This window comes from Mesorhizobium sp. BR1-1-3 (assembly GCF_020165455.1).
Taxonomy (GTDB): Bacteria; Pseudomonadota; Alphaproteobacteria; order Rhizobiales; family Rhizobiaceae; genus Mesorhizobium; species Mesorhizobium ciceri.
Map to the genome: position 1 here is coordinate 30403 of NZ_JAIUIC010000022.1, position 16081 is coordinate 46483.

Below are 16081 nucleotides of genomic sequence, written 5' to 3' on the forward strand. Positions count from 1 at the left end.
AGGCGCCCCCTACCGGTCGACCATCGCCATGCCCCGCTCGGTATAGCGCGGGCCGGAGATTTTTCCCGGCGCGAGCGCTTCGTTGAGCGCGGCCATCTCGGCGGCATCGAGTTTGATAGCGGCGCCGGCGACGTTCTCTTCCAGGTATTTTCTGCGCTTGGTGCCGGGGATCGGCACGATGTCGATGCCAAAGCCGTCGCCCTTCGCCAGCAGCCAGGCCAGCGCGACCTGGCCGGGCTTGACGCCGCGGGCAGCGGCGATGTCGCTCACCTTGGCGGCCGCCTCGACATTGGCGTCGTAGTTTTCGCCCTGGTAGCGCGGGTCGTTGCGGCGATAATCGCCGTCGGGATAGTCTTCCGCACGCTTGACCTGGCCGGTGAGAAACCCTCGGCCGAGCGGCGAGAACGGCACCAGGCCGATGCCGAGTTCGCCAAGCAGCGGGATGATCTCCGGCTCCAGATTGCGCTCCCACAGCGAATACTCGCTCTGCAACGCCGACACCGGATGCACGGCATGCGCCCGGCGGATGTTGGCTGCACCCGCTTCCGACAGGCCGAAGAAGCGCACCTTGCCTTGCGCGACGAGTTCGCCGACGGCGCCCGCGACATCCTCCATCGGCACCGCCGGGTCGACGCGGTGCTGGTAGAGCAGGTCGATACGGTCGGTTCCGAGGCGGCCGAGCGAGGCTTCCACCGCCTCTCGAATGTGCTCGGGCCGGCTGTCGGTTCCGGTCTGCTTGCCGTTTTCGATGCGGAAGCCAAATTTCGTGGCGATCGTCACCTGGTCGCGCTTGCCCTTCAATGCCCGGCCGAGCAGGGCTTCGTTGTCGTAAGGGCCATAGACTTCGGCGGTGTCGAGGAAGGTGCAGCCGAGGTCGATGGCACGGTGCAGCGTGGCGATGGATTCGGCCTCGTCGGCCGGGCCATAGGACTGGCTCATGCCCATGCAGCCGAGGCCGATAGCCGAGACCTGCAGCCCCTGGCTGCCGAGCTTGCGTGTTTTCAGGGTCATGGCAGGCGTTCTCCGGAGGGGGCGCAGCGATTATAGCGTCAGCACGTTCAATCGATACGCCTATTCGATCACGATGTGGCTATTCGATAAGGATGTGGCTATTCGATCAGGATGTGGGCTTCGCGCGCTGCTTCGACGAGCGCCGCCCTGGCGACGTCGGGGGCAACATCGCCGCTCGTCGCCCGCTGGCAGGCGCGCAGTGCGGACCGATGCTTCGGGCTGCCTGCGTCACGCCAATGTGTGGTGAGCAAATCAATGGCCTGCTGTGTGTTGGATAGATGATGGATGGAACCGGTGACGCCGACCGAAACCGCCACAGGTTTGGAGAACCATGCCGTTTGCATTGGAACCACCTCAATTGGGCTGAAGCAATAAACGCTTGTGTCCGCTCAAGGTTTCGTCGCTACCAATCAATCTGGCGTGATAGATTGCCGATACCCCCAGCGGCATTGGGCCCCACATTGTCCGCGGGGCTCACATGTTCGAGGCGACGTCGCGGGTGGGCGGAGTTTTGGGTTTGTGGGCGGCGCGTTGCCGCGTCGCCTGGTGGGCAGGGCGGGGTTTGACCGTGTTCACGGTCGTGGGCGCCTGCGCCTTGCGGCGCTTGAGCCAGTTGGCTGACAGTTCGGCAAGGAGACTGCGCAAGTCTTTCACGACGTCCTCCTCTTGTAGGGCGACAAGGTAATTGCCGTCGCCCCAACTTGTTCCACCGCAAACTCCTTCCGCCAGAAATAAAAGTTCTTGCCGGCGAAAGCAGCCGGGCATCACCTGCCGATATAGGCGGCCAGTTCGTCCGGCGTCCCGTTCGGGAAGGCCTGTTTCAGAAAATCCAGGAACGCCGACACGCGCGGGCTGAGCAGCCGCCGGGAGGGGTAGAGCGTCCAAAGAGCGATCTCAGGGGCGTCGATGTCCCCCCAATTCACCAACGTGCCGTCAGCCAAATCGTGGGCCACCAACGAAATGGGAAGACGTGCCGCACCGACCCCCGCCCGCACCGCATCGCGCACCATAATGAGCGTTCCCAAAGCGAGGACCGGCTCGATTTTGATCGTCGACCGGCCACCCTCGGTCTTCACGTGCCATGTTTGCCGTTCGCCTTTCCCGCGCGCAACGGCAGGGGCCGGTCCACCGGTGCGAGGAAGGTGAGGGCTCGCCACGACGACCAGCCGGTCGCGGAGAAACGCCCGTCCGACCAAGCTTTCGTCGGGATCCGGGTTGACCCGGATTACCAGGTCGTAGCCTTCCTCGATCATGTCCACAGCCCGGTCCTCCGTCGTGACCTCCAGCCTCACCTCCGGAAATTTGAGGGCAAATCCCGCGGCGATCCTCCCCATCGCGGTCTGAGAAAAAAGCAGGGGCGCGCTGATCCGCAGTCTTCCCTTGGGTCTTTGACCGCCCGAGGCGATCGCCGCGGCCGTCTCGTCCAGTTCGGCAAGCAACGCCCCCGTCCGCTCGAAAAGCGCCCGTCCTTCCTCGGTCAGCTTCAGATTACGCGCACCCCGTTCAAACAGGCGCAGGTCAAGGCTGCTCTCCAAGTCTCCAACGCGCCGCGACAGGGTTGCCTTGGGCCGGCCGGTGGCCCGTGCCGCCTTGCCGAAACCGCCATGGCGGGCAACGAGGTTGAAATCGGTGAGGGCCAGAATATCCATAGGTGTTCCACCAGTGAGACGGTGCGTCTAAAATTTCGGTCTGTTTGAGTGTTTGTGAGCCACACATATTGGGCCTGTCAAGCAACCCAACAGGAGAAATTCCATGACCATCCTCGTTACCGGCGCCACAGGCAATGTTGGCCGCCAAGTCGTCGAGCACCTCGTCAAGCGCGGCGCCGACGTCCGTGCTCTCGTCCGCGATCCGTCGAAAGCCAGCTTCCCGGCGGGCGTATCGGTCGCGCAAGGCGACTTTCTCGATGTCGATTCACTGCGCAAAGCCATGTCCGGCGTTTCCACCCTGTTCCTCTTGAACGCCGTGGTGCCGGACGAATTCACCCAGGCTTTGGTCGCGCTGAACGTCGCCCGATCGGCGGGCATCGAGCGGATCGTCTATCTCTCGGTGATCCATGCCGACGTGTATGTGAACGTGCCGCATTTCGCCGGCAAGTTCGGCGTCGAGCGAATGATCGAGCAGATGGGCTTCCAGGCTACGATCCTGCGCCCGGCCTATTTCATCCAGAACGACCTGATGATCGAAGACGTCATCACCGGCTACGGCACCTACACAATGCCGATCGGCGCCAAAGGCCTCGCCATGGTCGATGTGCGTGATATCGCCGAGATCGCCGCTCTCGAGCTGCTGCGCCGCGAACGGCCCGCGGAGCCGCTTGCGCTCGAGCGGATCAACCTCGTCGGTCCGCAGACACTGACCGGGACGGATATCGCGGCCATCTGGTCCGACGTGCTCGCCCGGCCGATCAGCTACGGCGGCGACAACACCGAAGGTTTCGAGCAGAATCTCAAGCAGTTCCTGCCTGCCTGGATGGCCTACGACATGCGCTTGATGGGCGAACGGTTCCTGACCGACGGCATGCTGCCCGAGGCCGGCGACGTCGAGCGCCTGACCGCGCTTCTGGGCCGCCCTCTGCGTCCCTATCGCGACTTCGCCTCACAAATCGCCGGCTCTGCCTGACGGAACGGCTCCGGTCATCACCCGGTTCAGAAACAGCAGGGCGGCCTTTTGAGAAGGCCCCCTGTTCAGCCGGTACCGTCTTACTGCAGGGTGGCCGGACCAGGCCCGTCGCGTTGGGCGATCATCCGCCCGCCATCGTCGCCACCGAGACCATCCACGAACAGGCCAGCCACGCCGTCGAAATTGGTGAGCCCGTCGAATTCAATTGCGGCGCCAATCAGCTGGGCTGCCTGGAAGACAAGGTATTCGACGTCCTCGAGAGCGATGTTTTCGGCCAGGTTCCTGACCCTTACATGTTCCGCCACCGCCGTGATGCTGACGATGCCGGTCTTCCTGAAGGCGATCTGGACCGCTGAACGGACGTCATCGCGCAGTCGCGCCGAGTAATCATACCGCATCGAAACCTCCCAAAGGGAACGGTTTTCTGTTCAGGTTGCACAATGCGGCAGAGGCTTCGTCTTGGCAAGTCACGAATTAAATAATATCTAAACAAATCAGCTAGTTAGCATAGTTATGCAAGTATGCGCCTTACGCCGAATACCATCAGGCTCATCATGTGCATGAGAAGCAGTTCACTCATCGGGAGGCCTTGACGCACTAGGAGCGCTTTCCTAACTATTAGGTAAGCGAGTTGAATACTCATTCGAGGTATCGGGATCCTGAGCGAGGGAGCGCGATGACTGAACTGGAACGCCCGGAACGGTTGCAGATCATGCTGACGTCAGACGAGCTGGCTGCGCTGGAAAACTGGCGCTTCGACAAGCGTATGCCGAGCCGTTCGGCCGCGGTCAGGGAATTGCTGCGGCGCGGGCTTGCCTCGGACGGGTTCCTGACGGCGGAGCAAGGGGCGAAGTCGCAAGACTTCGGCATCCTGCCAACCGCCGGCGGCAACGGCATTTCCGAAAGCGGCAAGGAGTAGCGGGTCACCGCGCGTGAGCCGCTCGAGTCCTTTCAGGCTGCCGGTCGCCGCAACGCGGTGCCGGCCGGCCCAGCGGACCATAACTCTCGATTCAGAGGATGTTGGTCGTCACTTCGACGACGATCGCGGCACCTTCCAGGCTGCCATTGGTGACGTGCACGACACGCGATACCCGCAGATCCTGCGTGGTTCCATCGATCGACAGCGCAACGCTTTCGCCGATCCGCGGAACCGCCTGAAAAACCGCGTCCGTGGCCTCCGGCCGGTTGTCGATCGATATGCGGCAGTTGACGGTCATGAGATGTCTCCTGTGTCGGCCCGGTGGTCAACGCGGGGTCCGCGAAATGGTTTCAGGAGCCGGATGCAACTTGATGGCGCCCGGATCCGTAAAGCAGTAATTGCTCCATTGTTCATCGTAACGGAGCAACAAGGCTCGCCGGGGAGGGCGTTGGGGCTGCCCCGGCGAGCTTGATCCGCCTTACCAGGGGCGTGGCATCACCGGGGTATGGAGACGAGTTTCGGCGCCCGCAATTCCCCGGCCATCCTTGCCGCCTGGAAAATTGTCATCAAAACCAGGATGGGCTCACCCTCGGTCGGGTTGATGGTCAGCACGACGCGGCCAAGCTCGTCGCTCATGCCGCAAGACCAGTCCTTGACGGCTATCACCTTTCTCGCGGCCATATGCCGTTCTCCTGCACGGGAGGTTCTCTGCCGGCTACGCCGTCTGGAGTTGGTCGACAGAACCTTCGCCTGACATTGCAACCAGCCGAAATGCGGCAAATGCGGCCAATATCATGAAAACCGCCGTGACGTTCAGGGACATCGTCGACGCAAGGACGCCCCCGTCAAAGCAACTCAGTTCCATGCGCTGTACCCCTTCAAGCCACTGACGGCCTGGATGATGATCCTGCTTCGAGTGAAATACAAGCGCGCGCTAATGTGCTGAAGTCGGCTGGCCAGTCTGCGCGCGGCTCCGAACCAGCCAAGCGCTTGGTTGCTGGTTCCCGCTCAAGGGCTCGAACCTCGATTCACGCCTTCAAAGGGCGCTGTCCTACCATTAGACGAAGCGGGAAAATGCACGTTGCGCCCCACCCCTAGCCGGTTCGCGCGCCGGGATCAACGCACTGCGGCGGCAAAGCCGATTGGAAGCGCGGTGTCAGTCCGGAAAGTTGGTGACAGGTTCCTCGCAGCGGTAGACCGGGCAGCTGCCGTCACGGGTCGGGACATAGGCCGACATCGGCACCTCCGGCCAGTCGCATTCGTTGCCGAACTGCCTGACATAGCGGTCATAGGTGTTGGGGCCTGTGGTCAGCACCACGGCATGGCGGCTTTGGAGCAGTTGCCGGAGCTGGTCGCAACTCATCGTGCGGGTGTCGGGCCTGGCTTCGGCGAGGCCGGTCGCGGCCAGCAGGATCGCTGCCGTCATGAAGGCAATTCGGCGCATTGGCATGGCTGTTCCTCGAATGGACATATCGGCCGAAACTCGCATCCCGCCGGGTGGTTCCGCAACCGCCGGCTCGCCGTCTGTGGCAGCGCAACCAAATGGTCCGTCGTGCATTGCTGGGGATGGATGGCAGGAAGCCCTACAAAACTCCGCAATGGCGGCCCGGAAGCGGGGATCGCGAGGCCATGTGCTGTTCTTTCTGCGGCGGGCGCGACCACAGCTATGAGGACTGTCCGCAAAGGAATCCCGACGCCGATGCAGTGCCCGTTGCGCCGCCCAACGACGCTGGCTCCGAAAAAGCAGGCCGATGAGACGGACAGGGCGAAGCGGTCATCGGGCTTACAGCAGCTCGACTGGATCGGCATTTACGGCCGCAGAGGCATTGCCGAGATGGAGGGCCGGGCATTATCGTGACATGCGTGTCCGCGACCGCAAATGCGGAATGTTGCGCACCGACTGCAACCAAAATGCCCGGTCAGGCATTTCTGGCACGAGGGAAATCCTCACGCGTGCCCGGACGCTGGCGGGAGGCGGCAAGGTGGGGCCACGACGGGGCAATGACAGAATTGGCAAGCGTCGATAGCCTGCTCGAAATCACTGCCCACGCTCGGCTGGCGGCGATTGTCGATTCGTCCTTCGACGCCATCGTCAGCAAGGACCTGAACAGCATCATCACCAGTTGGAACGCGGCGGCGCAACGCATGTTCGGCTACACCGCCGAAGAGGCCGTCGGCCGCTCCGTGCTCATGCTCATCCCCGATCATCTCAAGGATGAAGAGACCGACATCATCAGCCGGGTTCGCAAGGGCGAACTCCTGGCCAGCTATGAGACGATCCGCCGGCGCAAGGATGGCGGCCTCATCGCCGTGTCGCTGACCATTTCGCCGATCAGGAACGCGTCCGGCGAGATCATCGGCGCATCGAAGATCGCCCGCGACATCACCGCCAGCAAGGAGAGCGAGCGTCGGATCAGGCTTTTGCTCCGCGAGGTGAACCATCGCGTCAAGAACCAGTTCGCGGTGATCCTCTCGATGATCCGGGAGACCAGCAAACGCTCGACCGATCCGCGCGAGTTCGAGGAGATGATCCGTTCCCGCATCATGGCGCTGTCGCGGTCGCACGATCTGCTGGTGAACTCGGAATGGGCCGGCGCCAGCCTCTTCGACCTTGCCCAGGAGCAGCTCAAGCCGTTCGGTCACGAGGCGCGGGTATCGCTTTCCGGACCGCTTTTGACCCTGCAGCCGAATGCCGTGCAAAATCTCGGCATGGCGTTTCATGAACTCGGCACCAACTCTTCCAAATATGGCGCGCTGGCGAGCGAGGCCGGGCGGCTGGAGATCACCTGGCGGATCGTCGAAGGCGCTTCGGACAAGCTGGAAATCCATCTGCTCTGGGACGAGACGATGCCGGTGCGTGAGGGAGAGCGGCCCGGGGGGCGGCAAGACGAAAGCACGCGCAAGGGTTTCGGCACCGTCGTCCTGCAACGGGTCGCGCCGCAATCGCTGAACGGCTTGGCGGTGCTGGATCGCAGCCCGGGCCATCTCAGCTGGTCGCTGACGGCGCCGCTGGATTCGATCATCGTTCCGCAGATCGGCGCTGACCTGCCTGAAACCGAAACGTCCTGAGCCCATCAAGGGGAGGGCTCTTGGCGGCCGCCAATTAAGCGCGGGGTTTGCCGTCGCGAGATGTGTTCGCGTTTTCGCTATCGACCTTTGCCCGCCATTGCTTGGCGAGATCACGACGGCGTCCCGGATAGCGGTCGATCTGTAGTTTCGCCCGGCCAACCCGATCCATGCGAAACAGCCGGAAGTCTTGCCGCAACTCGCACCAGCTGGCGATAAAGCGCTTTGTTTCGACGAAGCCGAGCACGATCGGCCAGATGATCCGTTCGGTCTCGGACCCCTTCGGGTCATGATAGGTTATCAGCAGCTTGCGTTGCTCGCGCATCGCCTGGCGCACCATTTGCATATCGATCTCGTTTGCATGGTCTGGCGCGCGGCCGACATGGAAGGCGTTCTCATTCAGGATTGGGCGGAGCTCGACAGGGAGCACCGCGCCGATCTTGCCAAGCAAGTTTTCCGCGGCGCGCGCCAGTCCCGCATCTGTCTGCCGGCTCACCCATTGCGCCCCCAGCGTGAGCGCGTGCATTTCCTCCTCTGAGAACATCAGTGGGGGCAAAAGGAAGCCGGGCTTCAAAATGTAACCGAAGCCCGGCTCACCTTCGATTTGAGCGCCCAAAGCCTGCAAGGCGGCAATGTCGCGATAGATGGTCCGCAAAGAAACCCCGGCTTCGCGCGCAAGCTCCGTGCCCGGCACCGGGCGTTGGTGCCGTCGCAACATCTGCATAAGCTCGAAAAGCCGGTTGCTCTTGGACATGGAACTATCCTAGCACAGCTGGTGCCAAAATTTGGCAGCGAGCTGTCAGGCCATGGATACCAAGGCTTTTCCGCCCAGTTTGCGGCCTCCTTCAAGGGCGATCACCAAGGGGATCGCGTCCTGAAGCCGAACAATCTCGGCAACCGGCAGCTTGAGTTGCGCTTCCCCTGCGGCCCGGGCAAGGCCATCCAGGATGTCGGCCCCCGGTGTGCATATGATCGGCTTCAGCTGCCGCGTGAAAAGGGCACGGATGAACTTGGGCAGCGTCGGCTTGATGTCTAGATATATGCCATCCTTGCGCAGCAAACCGAGGCCCACGGCCACCGTCATGATGCCAGCGGTGTCGTAAACGACGTCGTAGCGGGCGCCGAGCTTGGACAGATCAATCGTGCGATAGTCGAATACTTTTTGCATGCCGAGGTCGACAGCCCTTTGCATCGCTTGCGCGCTGCAACTGCCCGACACCGTGGCGCCGAGCATACGGGCGATTTGAACCGCCGATTCACCGACGGCGCCGCTGCACCCGTTGATGAAGACCTGCTGCCCGCCCTTCAGGCGCGCCTTGTCGACGAGGCCATTCCAGGCTGTGATGCCGGGGGTGGCAAGACACGCCGCCTCCTCGAAAGAGATGGAGTTCGGCTTCTTGGCAATGAAGGTTTCCGGCACGATCACGGCTTCGCCGAGTGCGCCACCATCCTTGATTGGGGCGAGGCCAAACACGGCATCACCAACCTTGACGCGCGAAACGCCGGGACCAATGGCGGTGACGGTCCCTGAAAAGTCGCTGCCCAGGGCGCGCGGGAAGGTTTTCCCCGTCACCATCTTCAGCGCACCGTTGCGCACTTTCCAATCGATGGGATTGATGGCCGCGAAGCTGACCCTGACAGCAACCTCACCCTTTCCGGGGGTGCGAAGCTCGAAATCCCTGAGCTTCATCAATTCCGGGCCGCCGTAGCGGTCATACTGGATGCGTCTCATAGCAGGGCTCGGTGTGGAGGCGACCACCTCGGCCAAGGTGCCTAGCCGTTGTGTCGTAGGGGCAATGATAGTCATTGGGGGACTTCTTTCTGCCGGCGCGGCTCAGTGCGGTTGAACCGTTTTCATGTACTCGGCGAAGGGCGTGCCATCGTAAATCACGGTCGTCGATGCGATCTTGCCGTGCTTGACGATGATGTGCTCGGCCACGATCGCGTTCGGAACCGGATAGGTTTCCGCATCGTAGACAATGACGGCGTGCTCATCGTCGCCGAAGGCTGCGAGCAGGGTCAGCTTCTTGATCATCTTGGCGAAGCCTTCCTGAAAGCCACGGAATGCTTGCACGCCCTGAAGCTCGCCCACCGGAGAAATACAGGCCACGTCTTCGGCAGAAATAGAGACGATATTGCCGGCGTCCTTGTTTGCCATCGCTTCGAAATAGGCCTGCGCGATCGCCAGAGCCTTGCCGTTTGTTCCAGTCATCGTTCGTTCCTTTTTGTTCGGTGTTGATGGCCAGCATATAGAGCAAGGCAGTGACAGATTTTGTCAGCATGATGCACGCAGCTTGGAATTGGCCCAAAGGCGAGGCCAACAGGCGAGGCGAGAGTGACGAGACCCGGCCACTCGACCCCGAACTACTTGCTGCACCTCTTTCAGCCGTCGAGAAGCCTGCCACGATCGTCGTGGCTCGGGCCACCTTGAAGACAATCCTGGGGGAACCGTGACCCGGCGGCCGCGTTGTTGGCGTCAGGCCTTCAGGGGACATCATGGAACAGCTCGTCGAGGAATTCGGCCATCCCACCTACACCTCGTTTCCGGTCATCGCGGCAAGGCTGTTGCTGGCGACGCTCTACGGCGCGGTCATCGGTTTCGAGCGCGAATGGCGTAACCGCCCGGCCGGGCTTCGGACGCATATTCTCGTCTGCGTCGCCGCCGCCACCTTCGGCATCCTGACGATCGAGATCGTGCATGCGCCGATGTTCGCGCGGGAAGCCGTCAAGGTCGATCCAATCCGGGTGGTCGAGGCGGTGACCGCCGGCGTCGCCTTCCTCGCCGCCGGCTCGATCATGTTTTCGCGCGGCGAGGTGCATGGGCTGACGACCGGCGCCGGCATGTGGCTGGCGGGCGCGATCGGCGTAGCCTGCGGCCTTGGTCTTTGGCAGGTGGCCGGGTTCGGCACGCTGATCGTACTGGTCGTTGCCGGCTTCCTGCACCGGTTCGAACGCGGACCCGGCCTTGCCGCCGGTGATGAAGGCAGTCAGGCCAAGGTGCAGAAGGAGGCGGCCTCGACCCCATCAAGGGGAGGGCGAAGGTAACTCCGATCGCACGGAGATGCCGTGACTGGTTTCGCCGAAGAAGCCGTCCAGCAGATCGGCCGTCCGCGCCGGGTCCTCCTCGGGGAAGAAGTGTCCGCCCGGCATCGCCTGGCCGCGCACATCGTCAGCCCAGCCGCGCCACAGGGCCAGTGGTCCGCCTTCGCCGGCATACCTATCCGCCAACGCGCCCTGACCGCTCCATAGCGCCAGCAGCGGGCAGCGGATGCGCCGGCCGGCTGCCTTGTCGGCATGGTCATGCTCGCGGTCGAGCGTGGCTGCCGCCCGATATTCCTCGCAGATGGCATGGGCGTGGGCAGGCGTACGCAGGGCCTCGACATAGGCCTGACGCACTTCGGCTGGAAACGCCGATGGCTGTGAGCCCCAGCCGTTGAGCGCATTGTCGACGATCGCCTCGGCGGCGCCGGACAGGATCTTTTCCGGCAATGGCTCGGGCTGCGCCAGCAGCGACCATGGCCAATAGCCCAGCGCCAGCCTGGCGTCGGCGCGGTCCCAGGCATCGGCGGTCGGCACGATGTCGAGGACGGCGAGCCTGTCGATGCTGCCCGGATGGTCGAGCGCCATGCGGTAGGCGACACGCCCGCCGCGATCATGGCCGGCGACCATGAAGCTGCTGAAACCCAGCTTCTCCATCAGCCTCACCAAATCGTCCGCCATGGCGCGCTTGGCATAGGGTGCATGGTCCGGAGTGGACGCCGGACAGGAGCTGCCGCCATAGCCGCGCAAATCGGCGCAGACGACGCTGAACCGGCTGGCCAGAGCGGGCGCGATGTCGCGCCACATCAGATGCGTCTGCGGAAAGCCGTGCAGCAACAGCAATGGCGGCCCGGTCCCGGCACGCAGGCAGAATATGCCGGCATCGCCGGTGTCGATTTCCGCGCCTTGAAAACCTTCGAACATGACCGCCTCCGGCACGCGCAACGGCCGGCGAACGGGTTTGGTTGCAATGCCGCCCGGCGACGCGGCCAACCTTTTTCGTCGACAGGCGTTGTCCCTGTGAAGGGAAGGTCGCCGCGGGCGACCGTGAAAGAAAGAAGGAGGCAGGGATGAGAACTCTCGCCATCATGCCATTCGGCCTTATGCTGGCGCTGGCAGTGCCGGCCGCAGCCCAGCAGCAGAACGACAGCCAGGCGCCGCAGGCCGACAAATGCAGGGCTCAGACCGGGCAAGAGGCAAAACAGCAGCCTGAAAAGCAAGCCGATGACGGCAATTTGACCGCGAAGCTCAACGACTGCGGCGGCGTGCTGAAACCGCCCCCGACGGGAGACCAGGGCATGGCGGCGCCGGCCCCCGACGAAGGCAAGACGCCGGTGATCAAGCCGGGTGAAGTTCCACCCCAGCCGCCGAAGCAATAAACGCCGGCTCACTGGTATTATCGCACAAGCTAATGGAACCTCGTTTTCTCGGGAGCGTTTTTCTCACGACTTGGAATTTGGAGAGATTATCGTGAGAGATATTGCAGCCACAGCCACGTTGCTTGCGTCGATCGCCATCGTGATTGCATTGATTCTTCTGGTGCCGAAGAGCTTTGGATTCGAAACCTCTCAGCCGATTGTCCAGGGCGAGCTTCCAACGAAATGACAAAGCAGGCGAGGCACGACGTCTGCTTCCTTTGACACCTACCGCACCAAGACGCCGGCGTGGCTGCAGAGCGCTGCGAACGCTTCCTGCGCCTCGGCGGCGCCTGTCTGGGTTTCCAATGCGGCTTCGACCTTCTCGCGCGCCGCCTGGTAGAACGGGCCGCGCTTGGCCTGCGGCCAGTCGATCAGGATTTCGCTGGCATCCCTGAGCGTGGCGACGTCGCGGATCGTGTCCGACCCATGCGGCTTGATCCGCATCGGTGTGGGCAAAATGAGCTCGGACATGTCCTGTTTTCCAACTACTGCAGGAGTTTTGCTTCGCGCGCGGCGTCGATCACCGCCCGCATCGCTTTTTCCGGCGGCGTCCAGCCATCCAGCGCATCGCGGCAGCTGCGCAACGCCGCCCGGTAGCGCCGTCCCTGGCCAGCCGGCCAGTCGCCGAGGCATTCCAGGCCTTCCCAGGCGCTGCGGATGATGCGCTCGCGCTCAGGCGCGAATTTCAGCCTGATGGGGCGGCGAAACATCTTGTCGTTCAACGGTCGTCTCCATGATTGCCGCAAGTCGCCGGGCGACATGCGTGAGAGGCGTCCGGTAACGTCGGCGGCAGGGCAGGGTTCCCTTGCCCGGAGATCAAATCTCTGCGTCGATGTCCGACAGCGATCTCGGCGTCGGCGCTTCGGCGTTGTACGTGGCTGGGCGGTCATGCTCGAACTGTTCGGCGCCTGGCAAAGCGTGCAGCCAGGTCTCGCGCCTGGAGGTCCACAATTCATATTCGGGCACGAGATCGGTCGGCGCGATGTCGAGGCTGCCGATTGCCACCTCGGCCTCGTTGTCGTCGACCCAGGCGACGCGGCCGCCGCATGTCGGGCAAAAGCTGCGCGTGCCATAGGAACTGACGAGGCCGGTGGTCTCGAAGGCCTCGCGCGGCCAGATGGCAAAGGCCGAATAGACCGAACCGCCGGCCTTGCGGCAATCCTTGCAATGGCACAGGCCGACGCGCAGCGGCGCGCCGTGAACCTCGAACTGCACGCCGCCGCACAGGCAGCTGCCGGTCCTGCGTATGGTGTCGGACATGACAACCTCCCTCAATGCGTGGCGCTGCGGGCCGGGTGGGACAGATGCTCGTCTGCCGTTTCGTTGGCCAGGATGAGAAACCGGGAAAAAGACATCCTGTTCACCGTACCACCAGGCCCGGTTGACGCGGCCCGCAGCGTCTTCAACGCCGCCCAGGCGAAATGGTTTCGGCTAGCCGCGGGCCGCCATATGGGCGTCGAGCTTCTTGCGCGAGGGTCCGTAGCGCTTGATGATGGTCTGTGCCTCGCTTGGCGGAATGCCGTATTTGCGGGCAAAGGCGGCAACCTCGTAGGGCTCTTCGCCCGAGACCTGCTTGCGGTCCTGTTTCGTCTTCGACTTGTCGTCAGCCATCTCAGGCCTCGCTTTCTGTTGTCGGGGAAACGCGCAACCTTCGGCGCCCGCGATCAACACGACATAACACAGATCGGCGCCGCCGGTTCCACCAGGCGACACGGCCAGGCTGCAACCGGCCTGTATCAGGCCGATGGCCGCATCGGGTCGGCGTCGGCAGCGTGGTCGCCGTCACATTCGGAGCATGCCGCGCTGAGGCCGGGGCAGCCGCGCCGGTGGGTGCCGGCAGGGCAACAATGGCCATTGGAACTCGTCCAGCGCGGACATTGGAAGACCTGGCCAGCGCCGCCGCAGCCGCTGCATTCCAGCGTCGCCGACCCCACGCCACGAGGTGTCGCCCCAAACCTGACGCTTGTTCGCAAATTTCAGCCCACCCAAAATTGCTGCACCGGCACACCGCTGCATTAGCCCCGGCTAACAATATCACATTCGTGATTACCAACAAGTTTCAATCGCGAGATGCGCCGGAGAGCCGGTTCAGGCCGGCGTGTCGTCAGGCCGGCTTCAGCCGCATCGCGGCGAGATACATGAGCGCCGAGGCGGCCTGCCCGCGGTCCCAGCCGGCAGCCTCGACCTTGCGGAGCAGGGCGTCGAGATGCGGAGCCAGCATATCCCTGCATTCCTGTTCGTAGGCGGTGCTCATCGCCGGATGCCGCGGTGCGCCGATGGCCAATGCCTTGGCCATGTCCGTTTCCCCTTTGAGCGAGCAACGCTATACCGTCGGCCGGCAAACCGAAGATCGCTCCTTGCCGTCGGTGTGAGGCTTCGAAGCCTGCTTCGACCCGCGGCAAGCGCCCTGTCGAGAAAAATTGGCCTGGCGTGTCGGATCTGGCTCCAGTCGCGCGTCCTAGGGGCGAGCAACCTGCAAAGCTGGAGAACGAGCATGTCGTCGCAAATCACTCAATCGCCGTGGCAGACCGCGGCCCTTCTCATCGCCCGGCTGATCTTCGCCGGCGTCTTCCTGATGGCGGTGACGTTCAAATTCATGGGCATGGCGGCCACCGCCGGCTATATCGCCGCCGCCGGCTTTCCGTTTCCGCTGTTCCTGGCCTGGTGCGCGGCGATCCTGGAAGTCGTGCTGGTGCTCTGCTTCCTGACCGGCGCCTTCTTCACGCAGGCGGCCCTGGTGGCCGCCGCCTATGTGCTGTTCCTGGCCCTTGCCTTCCACGGACCCAGCCACTGGGCGGGCAACCAGGCCGAGTTCGGCTTCTTCATCGACCATTTTTCGTTCCTGGCCGGACTGCTGTTTGCGGCGGTGCATGGACCGGGCAAGGTGCTTTCGCTCAATTTGGGATGGCCGGGCAGGGCTTGAGGCGAGGCCGGTCGGCCACCGCGCGAAGGACGCGCGCCGAGCCCGGCACCGCTCACAGCTGGTCGTTGTAGGGTTCCTTTATCTTGCCGACCATGCGGGCCAGCTTTGAGAAGGACGGCAGCTCCGCCTCCGGCTGGCACTGGTTGGCGAGTTCCAGCAGCCGGATCGGAAAGTTGACGGCGTCGCGGCTGGATGCGGACATGCCTTCGGATCGTTCCTCGTTGGTTTCGCCGGCCTCGGTCTTGCGCAGGGCCAGGTCGATTTCCTCCGCCTTCAGCACCCCCTTTTGAACCAGGAGACGATTGATCGAGGCGACGGCCATCAACAGGCCTTCGAGTTGCAGGTTGGCGACATTCATGGCGATTGCTCCCGTGGCTGGGGTTGAAACGCACGAGCGGCATTTCCGCTCCAGAAAGGCTGCGGGCGAACGCCTATTCCTGCGTCAGCCGTTCGCCATATTCGCGCCACAGCGCCTTGACCTCCAGGTTGCCGAGGCTGCCGATCGAAACATCCCCACAGCTGATGGCGACGGCGCCGACGTCGTATTGGGGGTAGGCGTTGGCGACGAAACGGATGGCTTCGCCCAGCGAACGCACGCGGATGACTGGATCGGCCTGACCCTGGCCGGTGCTGCACACGCCGGAAACCGTGGCTGGTGCATGTCGCATCCTGAACACGGATGCCATGGCTGGTCTGTCCATCGTCCTCTCCCACAAGGCCGTGCGACGGGAATCATTCCATGAGCTTCGACGAATGATTTCACACCTGCCGGCTTATGACCAGCCGCCGGCAAAAGCAGGGTTTTATGCGCTTTGCCAGCGTCGCTCAGCGCGGGAGTTTCGACCAGACTAGGAATTTTTTCTCAGAAAATGGTTGACGGGGTGAGTGCAGCTATGCTACATTTTTGCCCATGGTGCTGAGTTGCGCCAACGACCCGCCGCCGAGGCGGGTTTTTTGTTTCTGGACCGGTTTCATTTGCGCCACATGGAAACGTCGGCGGGACAGCGGGGGCGCCAAGGAATGCCATCCTTCGCCCGATGACTCATTTCGCAATCCGAGAGACACCCATGACCCGCTACGCCA

At 63.0% G+C, this 16081-nt stretch carries 26 protein-coding genes and 1 tRNA gene; 7 read left to right on the plus strand and 20 right to left on the minus strand.

Going from position 1 to position 16081, the window contains the following annotated elements; all coding sequences use genetic code 11:
• Positions 1-9 precede the first annotated feature (9 nt).
• From LB559_RS31240 to LB559_RS31255, 4 genes are all read right to left on the minus strand, one after another.
• Positions 10-1011 (minus strand): aldo/keto reductase, encoded by a 1002-nt coding sequence (locus LB559_RS31240; protein WP_127388351.1) that lies wholly within the window; start codon positions 1009-1011, stop codon positions 10-12.
• A gap of 98 nt (positions 1012-1109) precedes the next feature.
• Positions 1110-1355, minus strand: a complete 246-nt coding sequence (locus tag LB559_RS31245; protein ID WP_013530762.1) for a DUF982 domain-containing protein — start codon at positions 1353-1355, stop codon at positions 1110-1112.
• A gap of 130 nt (positions 1356-1485) precedes the next feature.
• Entirely contained in the window at positions 1486-1665 is a 180-nt protein-coding gene (locus LB559_RS31250) for a hypothetical protein (RefSeq protein WP_024501614.1), read from the minus strand.
• Positions 1666-1775: 110 nt separating this feature from the next.
• Positions 1776-2660, minus strand: a complete 885-nt coding sequence (locus tag LB559_RS31255; RefSeq protein ID WP_013530764.1) for a LysR family transcriptional regulator — start codon at positions 2658-2660, stop codon at positions 1776-1778.
• Between the two features lie 103 nt (positions 2661-2763).
• Here LB559_RS31255 and LB559_RS31260 point away from each other — a divergent pair, with 103 nt between their 5' ends.
• Positions 2764-3633, plus strand: a complete 870-nt coding sequence (locus tag LB559_RS31260; RefSeq protein ID WP_224675781.1) for an SDR family oxidoreductase — start codon at positions 2764-2766, stop codon at positions 3631-3633.
• An 80-nt stretch (positions 3634-3713) separates the two neighbouring features.
• On the opposite strand, the gene LB559_RS31265 is transcribed toward LB559_RS31260, so the two are convergent.
• Complete coding sequence (locus tag LB559_RS31265; RefSeq protein ID WP_013530766.1) at positions 3714-4031, minus strand: hypothetical protein; 318 nt, start codon at positions 4029-4031, stop codon at positions 3714-3716.
• Between the two features lie 278 nt (positions 4032-4309).
• On the opposite strand from LB559_RS31265, the gene LB559_RS31270 reads away from it, so the two are divergent.
• Positions 4310-4552, plus strand: coding sequence for a hypothetical protein (locus LB559_RS31270; protein WP_013530767.1), 243 nt, complete (start codon positions 4310-4312; stop codon positions 4550-4552).
• Positions 4553-4643: 91 nt separating this feature from the next.
• Here the strand turns inward: LB559_RS31270 and LB559_RS31275 are convergent, their stop codons facing one another.
• From LB559_RS31275 to LB559_RS31290, 4 genes are all read right to left on the minus strand, one after another.
• On the minus strand, positions 4644-4850 hold the full coding sequence (locus tag LB559_RS31275) for a hypothetical protein (protein WP_013530768.1): 207 nt from the start codon (positions 4848-4850) through the stop codon (positions 4644-4646).
• A 197-nt stretch (positions 4851-5047) separates the two neighbouring features.
• Positions 5048-5233, minus strand: coding sequence for a hypothetical protein (locus LB559_RS31280; protein WP_013530769.1), 186 nt, complete (start codon positions 5231-5233; stop codon positions 5048-5050).
• A gap of 317 nt (positions 5234-5550) precedes the next feature.
• Positions 5551-5624 (minus strand) — tRNA-Gln (locus LB559_RS31285).
• An 84-nt stretch (positions 5625-5708) separates the two neighbouring features.
• Positions 5709-6002, minus strand: coding sequence for a hypothetical protein (locus LB559_RS31290; protein ID WP_063172570.1), 294 nt, complete (start codon positions 6000-6002; stop codon positions 5709-5711).
• Between the two features lie 551 nt (positions 6003-6553).
• Between LB559_RS31290 and LB559_RS31295 the strand changes: the two genes are divergently transcribed.
• On the plus strand, positions 6554-7621 hold the full coding sequence (locus LB559_RS31295) for a sensor histidine kinase (protein ID WP_224675782.1): 1068 nt from the start codon (positions 6554-6556) through the stop codon (positions 7619-7621).
• A gap of 34 nt (positions 7622-7655) precedes the next feature.
• Here LB559_RS31295 and LB559_RS31300 read toward each other — a convergent pair whose 3' ends face one another.
• The 3 genes from LB559_RS31300 to LB559_RS31310 form a co-directional block, all read right to left on the minus strand.
• A complete protein-coding gene (locus LB559_RS31300) occupies positions 7656-8372 on the minus strand; it encodes a helix-turn-helix transcriptional regulator (RefSeq protein ID WP_224675783.1) in 717 nt (238 codons plus the stop codon).
• Between the two features lie 45 nt (positions 8373-8417).
• Positions 8418-9350, minus strand: coding sequence for an NAD(P)-dependent alcohol dehydrogenase (locus LB559_RS31305; protein WP_224675784.1), 933 nt, complete (start codon positions 9348-9350; stop codon positions 8418-8420).
• 102 nt (positions 9351-9452) lie between these two features.
• Positions 9453-9830 carry a nuclear transport factor 2 family protein gene (locus LB559_RS31310; protein WP_224675785.1) on the minus strand — a complete coding sequence of 126 codons (378 nt, stop codon included), beginning with the start codon at positions 9828-9830 and terminating at the stop codon, positions 9453-9455.
• Positions 9831-10114: 284 nt separating this feature from the next.
• Between LB559_RS31310 and LB559_RS31315 the strand changes: the two genes are divergently transcribed.
• The gene (locus tag LB559_RS31315) at positions 10115-10663 is read left to right on the plus strand and encodes an MgtC/SapB family protein (RefSeq protein ID WP_224675786.1); all 549 of its coding nucleotides are present in this window, start codon (positions 10115-10117) and stop codon (positions 10661-10663) included.
• Here LB559_RS31315 and LB559_RS31320 read toward each other — a convergent pair.
• Complete coding sequence (locus tag LB559_RS31320) at positions 10643-11581, minus strand: alpha/beta fold hydrolase (RefSeq protein ID WP_224675787.1); 939 nt, start codon at positions 11579-11581, stop codon at positions 10643-10645. The two genes, LB559_RS31315 and LB559_RS31320, sit on opposite strands and share 21 nt — an antisense overlap.
• Before the next feature lie 146 nt (positions 11582-11727).
• Between LB559_RS31320 and LB559_RS31325 the strand changes: the two genes are divergently transcribed.
• Positions 11728-12036, plus strand: a complete 309-nt coding sequence (locus tag LB559_RS31325; protein WP_013530773.1) for a hypothetical protein — start codon at positions 11728-11730, stop codon at positions 12034-12036.
• A 91-nt stretch (positions 12037-12127) separates the two neighbouring features.
• Positions 12128-12262, plus strand: coding sequence for a hypothetical protein (locus tag LB559_RS32975; RefSeq protein WP_263484935.1), 135 nt, complete (start codon positions 12128-12130; stop codon positions 12260-12262).
• Positions 12263-12300: 38 nt separating this feature from the next.
• Here the strand turns inward: LB559_RS32975 and LB559_RS31330 are convergent, their stop codons facing one another.
• From LB559_RS31330 to LB559_RS31350, 5 genes are all read right to left on the minus strand, one after another.
• Positions 12301-12546, minus strand: coding sequence for a DUF982 domain-containing protein (locus tag LB559_RS31330; RefSeq protein WP_027160738.1), 246 nt, complete (start codon positions 12544-12546; stop codon positions 12301-12303).
• 14 nt (positions 12547-12560) lie between these two features.
• A complete protein-coding gene (locus tag LB559_RS31335; RefSeq protein WP_224675788.1) occupies positions 12561-12797 on the minus strand; it encodes a DUF982 domain-containing protein in 237 nt (78 codons plus the stop codon).
• Positions 12798-12891: 94 nt separating this feature from the next.
• Positions 12892-13335, minus strand: a complete 444-nt coding sequence (locus LB559_RS31340) for a GFA family protein (protein ID WP_127370569.1) — start codon at positions 13333-13335, stop codon at positions 12892-12894.
• A 171-nt stretch (positions 13336-13506) separates the two neighbouring features.
• Entirely contained in the window at positions 13507-13686 is a 180-nt protein-coding gene (locus LB559_RS31345) for a DUF3606 domain-containing protein (RefSeq protein WP_013530777.1), read from the minus strand.
• Between the two features lie 493 nt (positions 13687-14179).
• Positions 14180-14371: a hypothetical protein gene (locus LB559_RS31350; RefSeq protein WP_224621159.1), complete on the minus strand. Its 192-nt coding sequence runs from the start codon at positions 14369-14371 to the stop codon at positions 14180-14182.
• 198 nt (positions 14372-14569) lie between these two features.
• On the opposite strand from LB559_RS31350, the gene LB559_RS31355 reads away from it, so the two are divergent.
• Entirely contained in the window at positions 14570-14998 is a 429-nt protein-coding gene (locus LB559_RS31355; RefSeq protein ID WP_013530779.1) for a DoxX family protein, read from the plus strand.
• Positions 14999-15050: 52 nt separating this feature from the next.
• Here the strand turns inward: LB559_RS31355 and LB559_RS31360 are convergent, their stop codons facing one another.
• Complete coding sequence (locus LB559_RS31360; RefSeq protein WP_224675789.1) at positions 15051-15356, minus strand: hypothetical protein; 306 nt, start codon at positions 15354-15356, stop codon at positions 15051-15053.
• Between the two features lie 73 nt (positions 15357-15429).
• Positions 15430-15699 carry a hypothetical protein gene (locus LB559_RS31365; RefSeq protein ID WP_063168562.1) on the minus strand — a complete coding sequence of 90 codons (270 nt, stop codon included), beginning with the start codon at positions 15697-15699 and terminating at the stop codon, positions 15430-15432.
• Between the last annotated feature and the right edge of the window lie 382 nt (positions 15700-16081).